Genomic DNA, 11,898 nt, shown 5'->3' on the forward strand with positions numbered 1-11,898 from the left:
ATGCGAGAATCAAGACGAAAGCTAGTATTAGCCAATATTTTTTGTGCGAGTTATTCATGTCTACCTTTCTAATATGTATAAACTCGATAACGTAAAACAATATGGGTGTAATTATCTATATAAAAATGGAAAATCATTCAAAAAAATCTTGGAGCGATGATCTGTGGTTTATGGAAATGTGAAAATAAACATATGATGTGCCGATCTATTTTTTTCAAACTGAATTGTGAATATAGAACATTTGTAGATAATATTATAACTTGTCATCAAGTAGTGCGATTTAATAATTATTAAACGAGACAAAGTGAAATGAATAACTCGTCTCATATGAAAAATGTAGAACGATGGAATCTGTCCTATGAATCATGTAGGAAATGCGGAGGTACTCTCAAAAAATACTCTTTGTGTGCTATATGCAGACAAGTCATGCAGCACATCTGCAATCTATGTGGTTCAAAGTCCGAAGGAATGTTGCATCCGTGTCATACCTATGATGATATGCGTCAATCAAGACGTTCCATGATGAAAGATGCATACCAAATCTTGGCGTAAACAAGGTATCTGTGACAAAACCTGTCTTAAAACAGCAATTTACTATTGGAAATTAGGCATCTGAATCAAATACTGGGCAGTTGTACTTTTGACTATGGGTATCAGAACTGTTTCTGATTATGTCAAATTCTATGTGAATTTAAATATGCAAGATAGTATAAGCCTCTCTAGTTTTGCATATAATGAAAAGCTGGTACTAAAAAATAAGACAGCTAGTGGAAAACTTACAAAAGAACTGATCTTGCAAAGCTTATCTCTCTTGGATGATCTCTTAACTGAAATACAAAACGTGGGTGAGCAAGCTGTCATAGAAAAATACGTCAGATGAATGTTTTTTGTGAACTAGACCGTCTTGTCATTGTACCAAGTCTTGAATGTTTTATAATTCCCAAAAACCTCCGGTACTAAACTTTTTTGCTCTAATCTTATATCTTTGAAATGCCATAATACTGTATGAAGCAAGAATTTTGTCACCTATGCAAAGAAGGTGGAAAACAATGCATCGAAGTTGACACAAAACAACAAGTGTACATGGAGATGTTTCATATCAAATGCTCCAAGTGTGGCAGACCTCTAGTGTCGTAATAACCATTTTTGATTCTATAACTGGCGTATTCACAAGATTATTAGTAATGAACTAAAAAAGCACTAGATCAAAACTGGCACGGGTATGGTGGACAAAATAAACTAGTCTTAAAAATTGTATTAGCGATGCTGAACATGTTACTTTTTGTTTCTGATTGTTATTCTAGACGGATCTGAAGATTAGTGCTATGTATCCTATTAGCACACCGGCAAACATTACACCAGCAGCCTCCCAAAATGCCAATTGATTTGTGCCTCCTGCATATCCGCCACTCTCCGGATTGATTACAANTGGTTATGAAAAAAATTTAACAGACTATGCTGACATATTACTTCCTGTTCTTGTTGTTGTTCTAGACGGATCTGAAGATTAGTGCTATGTATCCTATTAGCACTCCGGCAAACATAACCCCTGCAGCTTCAAAAAATGCAAGTTGGTTAGTGCCTCCTGCATATCCACCACTCTGTGGATTGATTACAAATATCGTCACTAGGCAGCATCCGATCATCAATGCTACTCCAATGGGCAGATATCCGTCATGATGTTTTCTTACTTTCTCATACGAACCAGTGTATGACGACATGGGGTATAATACGTGATTCTTGAATATACGGATATCTACTATGCCTTAAAGGTAAGTGACTTTTGGCAGAATATTTATGACTGCAAACTTGTGATTATCTAGAATAAAGAGGCTGAAAATACTTGTGGGAACCACGTAGAAAATCGCTCAAAATTCGGGTCATAATTCTCATAGTCCTGTCTGTATCATTTGTGCCAATTTCATATCTCTGGTATGATGCCTTGTCTGAACTTGACTGCAAAAAATCTGATCAAAACTATGTGATTGTAAATTCTAGTGATGTACACAATACATGTATATCCAAAACCAGTTCACATTGGATGATATTCTATGGTGTTAATGCTATGATATATGGAATGCCACTAGTGACATTAATTCTGAATTCAAGAAACCAATCTGTTAAAGATCTTTGATTGTAAATTAATGGGGTTGACCTCTCCATTAAATTAATAATAAAAAAGTGTCTCTATGCCTATTTGTAAATGATAAACATAGAGGGAGCGATAATATCGTTTAGCCGATTAAATTGGGCTAGGGCCTGTAATCGCTCGGGAGTAATCTCTGACACTTGTTTTTCGTGTATAACACAATCCGTTTTAAAGATTAAACGCAAATTATTCTAGCAATTGATCATTATAGTTTAACATCTTTTGATAACAGATCAATCTATGACCTATGTACTATTATGTAGTCTATTGGCAATGCTGTTAAACCGTCACTTGGTTTATTGTACCATTTAGCAGGTCAAAGCTTTTTCATAACACTGGGAAGCTTCTGCATGTCTTTTTAGCTTGGAGAGCGCCAATCCTTTGTAACCTAGTGCTTTCTTTGATGATGGTGATATCTCCAAAAGTCTATCGTAGCATTGCAATGCCTCTTCATATCTGCCCATACACAAGAGAAGTTTACCTTCATCATACAGTGCATTAATTGCCTCTGATGAAACAGTTTGTGGGTTTTCTGCTTCATGTCTTATCTCTTGCAATTCGATCATATCCTGGCATGGATGACTTTTAAGGTGGCTGTAAAATTCTTCTGGAACAATCTTTGGTTTTTTGCATGAGACAAACCTCCTAGATTACATTTTATTCATAAATCTGGGCATAGAACATTCTTACAAATTGTTTTTATAGTAAATTTTTATATTCACGATAATGGGATATCTTGGCAAGTTGGATATCACTAGATCTTTACAAACTAGATCAGGTAAAATCNCTCTTCTTCAAATAATGCGATATCTTGGCAAGTCGGATATCACTAGAGCTTTACAAACTAGATCTGGTAAAATCATCCTAATTTTGGGTATCTTTGCAGGTCTGGTTGGAATCATGCATCTTGCTCCTTATGCCTCTGCTGATTATGGTGTGGATTCTTCTTCTGACCTTACCACGAAAATACATGTTGGAAAGTCCACCATTGGGGAAAATTCTTCTTCTGATGTGAACATGTCAGGCCAATCTGGATCTGGCATGCAGATGTCTGGCAAATCTGATTCTAGTACAAATGCATCTGTTACCAAGTCTCAGGATGAATATAATGAAAATAGCCATGCAAGTGCAAATGAATCTGGAATGCATGAGCATTACAAAAATACATATGAAAAAATGTCTGCAAGCTCTGACGATGAATTTACAGTCCAATCTGAGAGACATCTCTACAAACCTGGAGATAATGTAACAATAGACGGCTCCATTTGGTCTGATCTGATGACATCACTTGGCAATGTCAACACAGTATCCATTCAGGTAAAAGATAATGACGGAAACATGGTTTATGACGGCAAGGGTCAAGTTGATGCAAATGGGAAATATTCTACAGAATTCCAATTGCCCTCTGATGCTAAAAAGGGTGCATACGATGTGAATGTAACTGCAGATGTCAGTGCAGATGTGCTCAATACTTTATCACTCAAGGCAAAGGATAACTTGGAGAGTTCGGCAAAAATTGTTGTTGTCTCTCCAAATGCAATGAGTGTACAGGCAGAAGGACATGATTTTGACGTTCAAGTAGCAAGTAACTCCACAAGTGTAACTAATCTTAATTTTGATGAACAAAACAAGAAACTATCTTTTACAGTTCAGGGGGATGCTGGAACAAAGGGTGTAACAGAGATAACAATTCCAAAATCTCTACTTAATGGAGATTTGACTGTGATGATTGATGGTCAAGCCATGGCACAAAGTGATGTTGTAGAAACTGCTGATACAGACACTGAAACAACGCTTGAACTTAACTATCACCACAGCACTCACCAAATTGATATAGTTGGGACAAATGCAATTCCAGAATTTGGTACTCTGACATCTGTGGCACTTGTTGTTTCTGTACTGACTTTGGTTGTAGTGTCTTCACAAATCAAACGCATTCGTCTATAGGGTACTCATCTGATAATCTTTTGATATAATAGTTCTACCAGTTACGATTTGGAATCAACTATTTCTTTTTGAAATTATTATTACGCCTATTATTGAGATGGCTATAATCACACCAGCAAGAGTGCCAAACTCTGGAACTGGAACATAATTCGAAAAGTCTGGGGCAATCTGTGCAAATTTTTCTGGATTTTGCGCTTTTGCCAAATTCAACCCTTCCAACAAGTATGTGGGGATTTTTTGCACTGAATCTGGATCAATATTGTTATCTTTAAGACAATGATATGCCTTGCCTAAATTATCTAGCATTGCACTGCTAAAATTGGTCTTCAGTAATGTTGCAGCAATATCTCCTGGCCTTTCGCCTTCCCAATACCTATTCTCTTGGTAAATGAAATATGAATATCCGTATCTTTCAGCATCCAAGTCCTTTGTATTACAAAAATACTTGCCGTTTGTTGCATTAAAATCTGCAAAAGCACTTCCAGATGTAACAAGTGGAGAGATGACTAGAACTAGTATGGATGAAGCGATTATCTTCTTCAATGAAATGATGGTGTGCAACTGTGAGATTAACTTTTGTAACATCTATTTGGAAGCAAGAGTATCTAGGCTAAATGCAGGTTTGCCATCTGTAACTATGATAATGTTGAGTGTTTGTCCTTGAGTAAGTGATNGGCATTTCCAGATATGACAAGTGGGGAGATGACTAGAAATAGTATGGATAGGATGATTATCTTCTTCAACAACATGGTGGTATACAACTGTGAGATTAACTTTTGTAACATCTAGTTGGAAGCAAGAGTATCTAGGCTAAATGCCGGTTTGCCATCTGTAACTATGACAATGTTGAGCGTTTGTCCTTGGGTAAGTGATGATTTTGATGTATCAAAACTGGTCTTGTATAGAGATATGCTAGAATCCCATTGAGGCGTAATCCATGCCTTGAATGTCTTGACATCTGGGTTTGTCTGAGATATGACTATGTGGTTTACGTCAATTTGACCCTTGTTGGTCACTGATATAACTGAGGTAAACTTTCCACCATCCATGCCAAATGTGTTAATTCTAGTTATGTCTCCACTTGATGTATNTTTTTGATGTGTCAAAACTAGTCTGGTATAGAGCTATGCTAGAATTCCATTGAGGGGTAATCCATGCTTTGAGTACCTTGACATCTGGGTTTGTCTGAGATATTACAATATGGTTTACGTCAAACGGACCCTTGTTGGTCACTGATATGAATGAGGTAAATCTTCCGCCATCCATGCCAAATGTGTTAATTCTAGCTATGTCTCCGCTTGATGTGTGAAGAGCATTTTTGGTATCATAAGATGTATTCTTGACCGTATTCGATGGAGTTTTTATTCCTAATAGGTCACTGAATTTTTTAATTTGACTAGAAAACAAATTGTTTATCCATTTGTTCCATTCTCCTGGCTTGCAGAGATGATCACCGCATACTTTTGTACTATCAAATAATCTGTATGTGCTAACGTTATCGCTAAAGTCTGATCTTGGTGTCAATGCATTTGCCACCGGTAGTAGTATTATGATTGAAACTACTCCAAGCAATGTTGCAATCAATACGGGTTTCATGTTACCACGCAATGCACTTGAAAACCTAAATCAGTTACTAAGGAAAACTGCGCAAGTATTTTATCTTACAACACTCTCTTGCTCTAAAATGTCTGATATGTCTTGCACAAATTTGCATGAATTGTATTTTTCAAAAAACTCATCACGCCTGAGCTTATTTTTGAAAATCACTAGTAGGAATCATAAGCAAGCCTAAAATAAAAAAAATTGACATATCTTACATTGAATTCTTCTAGATCTTGGATATTGTTCATCTTGCCAGTCATGGCATGTGTTACATTCTCTGCCTCTTTTGCAGACATTCCAGTCACGATTCCTCTTGGGGCCTCAAATCCAAACATCCCGTTCTCTTTGTCCCCGTCAGACCTTTCCATTCAAGTCAATGACACCGTAACATGGAAAAACGATGACATTTCTGTGCACACAGTAACAACCGGAAAAACAGGACTTGGATTTGATGGTAGAATAGACAGTGGAGTCATCGCACCAGGTGGCTCATTCTCTCATACTTTTGACAAGACTGGTTTGTACAATTACTATTGCCTGTTTCATCCTTGGATGACTGNCTGCTGTGCACACGGTTACAACTGGAAAAACTGGACTTGGATTTGATGGTAGAGTAGACAGTGGAGTCATTGCACAAGGTGGCTCATTCTCCCATACTTTTGACAAGACTGGGTTATACAATTACTATTGCCTATTTCATCCTTGGATGACTGGATTTGTAGATGTAAGCACTAACACACCAGTACCGCCTACTGGAATTCTTGTCTCAACTGACAAATCTGTATATCACAACGGAGATACTATACAAATCTCGGGCCAAGTATCAAAATTTATCCAAAATAAACAGGTCACTGTCTGGATAATTGATTCTAANGATACAAATCTCAGGCCAGGTATCAAAATATGTCCAAAATAAACAGGTCACTGTCTGGATAATTGATTCTAAAGGTACTGGCATATCTGCAAGTCATACAGAAACAAGAACTGGAAATGACTTTTCTGTCAATGTGGATGCAACTGGAAAAATATGGATTCCTGGAAATAATTATACCGTATATGCACAGTATGGGTCATCAAGCTCTGTAGCCACTGCAATGATCCAGTATGAGCCAGAAGCACGAAATATTACAAATGAAAATAACGTGTCTGGTACAAATACCGTCGGTTTGACCCAGTCGTCATACATGTCATCTTATGCAAAACTAAATCCTGATTCAAACAATTACGTCACTGCTCAAACTGGATATGAGATCTACAAACCATCGGACTCTGTTAAGATATCTGGTTCGATCTGGACCGGGTTAGTAAATCTAGTCGGTGGTGCATATCTTGCAACCGTACCAGTCAGCAGTGTTGAAGGAAATTCTGTAACAGAACNTAATTATACTGTATATGCACAGTACGGGTCGTCAAGTTCTGTAGCTACTGCAATAATCCAATATGAACCAAAAGCACAAAATATGACAAATGAAAATAACGTGTCTAGTACAGATACTATCAGTTTAACACAATCGTACATGTCGTCTTATCCAAAACTAAGTCCTGGTTCAAACAATTACGTCACTGCTCAAACTGGGTATGAGATCTACAAACCATCTGATCAAGTCCGAATATCTGGTTCAATCTGGACCGGGTTGGTCAATCTAGTGGGTGGTGCATATCTTGCAACTGTACCAGTCAGTAGTGTTGATGGAAATTCTGTAACAGAACTAGTCCTTGTCAAACTCAAAGATCCAAATGGCAACGTTGTATACACTAAAGAGACCCAGGTAGACAACAATGGCGATTATGTTGTTCCAGTTAATCNGCAATGGTGATTATGTTGTTCCAATTAGTCTACCTGATAACGCAACTGGAAAATATTCTGTAGAATCATCGCTTGAAACAAAAGCTGGACTTGTAAGTACATTGGATGTCTCTACTGCCGCAAAACTAGATTCATCTACAAGCTTCCTAGTTATGGCTCCTGACGAATTCTCAGTAGCAACAAAAGATGGCAGCTTTAATGTTGGAATCTCTAGCAATTCTACAGTGTCTGACTTCTCGTTTGACTCGCAAAGCAAGACAATATCGTTTAACGTACAGGGTGAGACCGGGACAAGAGGAGTTTCAGATATCATTGTTCCAAAATCCTTGCTTGGTGGCCAGATCCAAGTCATGGTAGATGGCAACGTGGAACCATACAACTCTGCTGGAGTTGTTGTCGTATCCGATACTCCATCTGAGACTGCACTTGAAATAAACTATCATCACAGTATGCATACCATACAACTGATAGGAACAAGTGCTGCTGAGATGCCTGTGTCTAGCCAAGCAGTGCCAGAATTTAGCTCTATGGCTCCTATTGTATTGGTTGTTTCCATTGCTTCTATGATCTTTGTATATCCAAAATTACGACTTGGCAATAAAACTTGATCATCAATAATACTGTGTTTGACGTTAATGATATTATGCAAGAGAGTGAATCACCAAAGTTTTGCAAAGGTGTTTGCTGGTTCTGCCAAACTTCGTGTAATATAGGCAGATACACACATGAAGAGTGTATCGTGAACTATTTTAGCAAACCAAAACAGCCTCGCTTAATCAAAATATGAGCATACAAAATCATCCCATGCTCATTGTCTGTGCTCAGATAAAACCATGCTTTTCAACAATCTAAACAAGTTCAAATATTTCGGTGTGCATTGTATTGTATGATGCCAATATCTCGGCACGAGATGTATGGTAAGGCCAAAGCAGGCTCTGTAGCAGGAATTGCAGGTGGGGTTGCTCTTCTTGCATCATTTTTTGGAATAGATTCCAGTCTGAATCTTCCGCCTGGAAGCTTTTACATGATGATAGGACTTGCAGTAGGGTTGCATGGAATACCTGCCATATTGTTTGGCAGTATTGTTCACATGCTAACAGCTGCTACAATTGGGGCAGTCTTTTGCATGTGTTCTGCATTGCATCCTGCACTATATTTGCGAAGTATGTGGAAGGGAGTCTTTGCAGGTGGTGTTACAGGACTTGAGGTGTATGCAATATTTTTCATGCCAATAACCTTGTACCTGATGATCCCAGCACTTTATGCTGCAACAAGCTCTGCCGTATCAGGACAAGAGTATCTTGCAGTCTCTGTGCTTAAAGNGATGCTACAGCAAGCTCCTCTGCCGTGTCAGGACAAGAGTATCTTGCAGTGTCTGTACTTAAAGCACATCTGGGTACAATAATTTGGGGAGCCTTGATACTGCACGTTCTGTATGGTGCAGTGATGGGATTCTTTTCAGGCATGATATTGCATGAAGACTATAAAAAAATCCCAAAGAAGAGCCTGTATGAACTTGAATCAGAATCTATGCCGGCAACATAGATTCCCTTAATTTTTCTGTGTTGGTATGTGAGGATGTTAGTTACATTCGAAATGTGGGTATTTGATCTTTAGAAATAATCATAATAGAAACTATGTTGTAATGGTACCATGGTAAAGGCATATGTCTTGGCCAATTGCGAAACCGGCGCTGAAAAACACGTACTAGATGAGCTAAGGACAATATCATGCGTAAAAGAAGCACATGGCATCATGGGGGCATATGACATTGTGGCTGAAATAGAATCAACATCACGTGAGGAACTAAACAAGATAATTGCTTTAAGAATTAGAAAAATTCAGATGATAAAATCTACTCTAACCCTAGTAGGAATAGATGGGCAAAACCATTCCGCATACTAGGGAATATGTGTATGATTGGGACGAAAGAACTTTCATCAGGCTTGACAAGTGTTAATCTGGCACTAGTAAATTACTGTGAAGCTTTCTGAATTTGTTTTGATGAAAAACTGACAAGCGTAAATATTACAATGTCGTATATGATGCATGGTTAGATTAGGTACAGCAAAACTAGCTGGACTCGTTATGACGTTAGGTATACTTGCCATGGCAGGTACTAACTTAGCGTTTGCACAACAACCAACATGTGGAGAGCAAGCTTATGTATACAACGTAGGATGTCTTCCACTTGATACAGCACAGATGGTAGGCGCCATATTGGTGGCAAGCATAGCTGCATTTGCCATAGCATGGGGAGTAGCAGGGCGTCATTATAACATAATCCACAACTTCAACTAACAGATCCTAAACCTGACTGGAGTGAATNCTGTGAAACTGGCGCTGAAAAACATGTACTAGATGAACTAAAGACGATATCATGTGTAAAAGAAGCACATGGCATCATGGGGGCATATGACATTGTGGCTGAAATAGAATCAACATCACGTGAGGAACTAAACAAGATAATTGCTTTGAGAATTAGAAAAATTCAGATGATAAAATCTACGCTGACCCTTGTAGGAATTGATGGGCAAAACCATTCAACATACCAGGGAATGTGAATTACTGTGAAATCTTTTGAATCTGTTTTGATGAAAAACTGACAAGCGTAAATATTACGATGTCGTATATGATACATGGTTAGAGTAGGTACAGCAAAACTGGCTGGACTCGTTATGATGCTAGGTATACTTGCCATGGCAAGTACTAACTTGGCATTTGCACAACAACCATCCTGTGGAGAGCAAGCTTACGTGTACAACGTTGGATGCCTTCCACTAGATACAGCACATATGGTCGGCGCCATATTGGTGGCAAGCATAGTTGCATTTGCCGTCGCATGGGGAGTAGCAGGGCGTCATCATCCTATAATCTCCAACTTCGCATAACAAATCTTAAACCTGAACGGAGTGAATGCTCAATGTAAATTATAATTCGTTTATCTTGAAGGGCTAAGATATTCTACAATTACATCAGATCAAATTAAGAACTGGATTTAATCATCAAATAAAATATCATAAAACAAAGTAAAATTCTAATCTTCTACTAGGAAGAATTGGCTTTAACCTAGAAAAGTTTTATAGAATATTCTTACTTGCATGAATAAATAACAAGAATGATCTTAGATCTCTGGTGTGTGGAGATATGTTTGTTCTAAATATGAATAACAGTCAGGCCGAAGAGATTGCAAGAACTTTTCTGAGTCAGAGTTATTCTGTAATCAGAATCGAAAAATCTGAACTAGTAGACCAAACCTGGATAGTACAAGTCTTGGTTTTGTCCTTTGATAAAGAGACCAGAAAAAAGGTCAAAATTAACAATAGGACTGGCTATATTGTGGGATTTGAGTAGAAATTGTCCCAAATTTTGGGAAATGGTTAATAGCTAACATTACCTTTGGACATGATGAGTCGTTATGCGGAACAGCATAAAATAGCTCTGATAGCATCATTGGAAATAGTCTTGATGAGCATGGGGAACACGAAATATAACTTAACCATGGCCAAACTTGGTGTTCACGATATTTCAATCAGGGATTGCCACACACACCCTGAATACCTAAAACCAATACTCAAAGAAGTGTACAAAGAAGATTATGATTATATCATCAGTGAAGTAAAAGCTCGATTAGACGAACTGATTAATGAACAAGATGTGGCACAATTTTTTAAGATAATGGAAACTTGATTTGTTACCAGGTGCTTTTTTACAAGTTAGAGTCTACACCGATTACAGAACCTACTGTTAGAACAGAGAACCATTCACATTAATCGTATTCACTTCAAGAAAGTCTGATTGAAGGAGATGACAAATGAATAACTTTAATTCAAAATACAGGTAAAAATTAAGATATGATATGGCAGGAAAAATAAATATAGAAAACGATAATCTTGTCTTTACACTGACTGGAGTAGACAAGGTTCTTGCTCTAAAGAGTAAACTTGTGGTTCCATTGAAGCATGTCAAGTCTATATCGACAGCCAAGGCAGATTGGAACTATTTCAAGATGTTAAAAGTGGCTGGCACAAGGATTCCAGAATTGGTAGTTGATGGGAGATTCTTGAGTAAGGAAGGTTTACTTTTTTATGAGATGCATGACCCTGACAAGTGTATTACAGTTGAATTGGAAAATGAAAAATACAAGAAGGTTGTCTTTGAGGTTTCTGATAAGGAGGCTACCGCAAAAATGATTCAGGAAGCACTTGATAGATTGCAATGACAAGATGGAACGCCTCAACGGAGAGATTCGGGATAGAGAGAAAGTAGTCAGAGGTTTGAAAAAAGAAGATTCCCCATTGATTTCAGGTTATCAGATTTATCATAACTACATTAGGCCACACATGGGTTTGGATGGTAAGACTCCGAGCGAAGCATGTGGGATTACAATCAA

At 37.8% G+C, this 11,898-nt stretch carries 14 protein-coding genes and 2 pseudogenes; 13 read left to right on the forward strand and 3 right to left on the reverse strand.

All coding sequences use genetic code 11. The features are described from left to right. Positions 1-1,005: 1,005 nt before the first annotated feature. Positions 1,006-1,137, forward strand: coding sequence for a hypothetical protein (locus DYY66_RS13485; RefSeq protein ID WP_255495934.1), 132 nt, complete (start codon positions 1,006-1,008; stop codon positions 1,135-1,137). A 353-nt stretch (positions 1,138-1,490) separates the two neighbouring features. Here DYY66_RS13485 and DYY66_RS00290 read toward each other — a convergent pair whose 3' ends face one another. Then, on the reverse strand, positions 1,491-1,721 hold the full coding sequence (locus DYY66_RS00290; protein ID WP_166285195.1) for a hypothetical protein: 231 nt from the start codon (positions 1,719-1,721) through the stop codon (positions 1,491-1,493). Between the two features lie 122 nt (positions 1,722-1,843). Here DYY66_RS00290 and DYY66_RS00295 point away from each other — a divergent pair, with 122 nt between their 5' ends. Next, positions 1,844-2,134, forward strand: coding sequence for a hypothetical protein (locus DYY66_RS00295; protein WP_166285197.1), 291 nt, complete (start codon positions 1,844-1,846; stop codon positions 2,132-2,134). Between the two features lie 323 nt (positions 2,135-2,457). Here DYY66_RS00295 and DYY66_RS00300 read toward each other — a convergent pair whose 3' ends face one another. Beyond that, positions 2,458-2,715 carry a tetratricopeptide repeat protein gene (locus tag DYY66_RS00300; protein WP_166285229.1) on the reverse strand — a complete coding sequence of 86 codons (258 nt, stop codon included), beginning with the start codon at positions 2,713-2,715 and terminating at the stop codon, positions 2,458-2,460. A 610-nt stretch (positions 2,716-3,325) separates the two neighbouring features. Between DYY66_RS00300 and DYY66_RS15460 the strand changes: the two genes are divergently transcribed. Then, a complete protein-coding gene (locus tag DYY66_RS15460) occupies positions 3,326-4,096 on the forward strand; it encodes an MG2 domain-containing protein (protein WP_394352511.1) in 771 nt (256 codons plus the stop codon). A 54-nt stretch (positions 4,097-4,150) separates the two neighbouring features. Here the strand turns inward: DYY66_RS15460 and DYY66_RS00310 are convergent, their stop codons facing one another. Next, on the reverse strand, positions 4,151-4,639 hold the full coding sequence (locus DYY66_RS00310) for a PEFG-CTERM sorting domain-containing protein (protein WP_166285201.1): 489 nt from the start codon (positions 4,637-4,639) through the stop codon (positions 4,151-4,153). 1,317 nt (positions 4,640-5,956) lie between these two features. On the opposite strand from DYY66_RS00310, the gene DYY66_RS00325 reads away from it, so the two are divergent. From DYY66_RS00325 to DYY66_RS12780, 10 genes and pseudogenes are all read left to right on the forward strand, one after another. Continuing rightward, the coding region (locus DYY66_RS00325; protein ID WP_255495937.1) for a plastocyanin/azurin family copper-binding protein at positions 5,957-6,257 on the forward strand (301 nt) is incomplete at its 3' end. 6 nt (positions 6,258-6,263) lie between these two features. Further along, positions 6,264-6,571 (forward strand): plastocyanin/azurin family copper-binding protein (locus DYY66_RS15465; RefSeq protein WP_394352510.1); only part of this gene is annotated, 308 nt, incomplete at its 3' end. 2,587 nt (positions 6,572-9,158) lie between these two features. Beyond that, positions 9,159-9,410: an Lrp/AsnC ligand binding domain-containing protein gene (locus DYY66_RS00355; protein WP_166285217.1), complete on the forward strand. Its 252-nt coding sequence runs from the start codon at positions 9,159-9,161 to the stop codon at positions 9,408-9,410. 144 nt (positions 9,411-9,554) lie between these two features. After that, positions 9,555-9,806: a hypothetical protein gene (locus DYY66_RS00360; RefSeq protein ID WP_166285219.1), complete on the forward strand. Its 252-nt coding sequence runs from the start codon at positions 9,555-9,557 to the stop codon at positions 9,804-9,806. Positions 9,807-9,834: 28 nt separating this feature from the next. Beyond that, positions 9,835-10,069: pseudogene (locus tag DYY66_RS00365) on the forward strand (Lrp/AsnC ligand binding domain-containing protein); the annotation flags it as partial. A gap of 75 nt (positions 10,070-10,144) precedes the next feature. Further along, positions 10,145-10,396: a hypothetical protein gene (locus tag DYY66_RS00370; RefSeq protein WP_166285221.1), complete on the forward strand. Its 252-nt coding sequence runs from the start codon at positions 10,145-10,147 to the stop codon at positions 10,394-10,396. Positions 10,397-10,652: 256 nt separating this feature from the next. After that, positions 10,653-10,859, forward strand: a complete 207-nt coding sequence (locus DYY66_RS00375; protein ID WP_166285223.1) for a hypothetical protein — start codon at positions 10,653-10,655, stop codon at positions 10,857-10,859. A 54-nt stretch (positions 10,860-10,913) separates the two neighbouring features. Then, positions 10,914-11,195 carry a hypothetical protein gene (locus DYY66_RS00380; RefSeq protein WP_166285225.1) on the forward strand — a complete coding sequence of 94 codons (282 nt, stop codon included), beginning with the start codon at positions 10,914-10,916 and terminating at the stop codon, positions 11,193-11,195. Positions 11,196-11,364: 169 nt separating this feature from the next. After that, the gene (locus tag DYY66_RS00385) at positions 11,365-11,727 is read left to right on the forward strand and encodes a hypothetical protein (protein WP_166285227.1); all 363 of its coding nucleotides are present in this window, start codon (positions 11,365-11,367) and stop codon (positions 11,725-11,727) included. After that, positions 11,711-11,898: pseudogene (locus DYY66_RS12780) on the forward strand (transposase); the annotation flags it as partial. The gene DYY66_RS00385 and the pseudogene DYY66_RS12780, both read left to right, overlap by 17 nt.

The sequence above is a fragment of the Candidatus Nitrosotalea sp. FS genome (genome assembly GCF_011319475.1).
In the GTDB taxonomy this organism is placed as follows: domain Archaea; phylum Thermoproteota; class Nitrososphaeria; order Nitrososphaerales; family Nitrosopumilaceae; genus Nitrosotalea.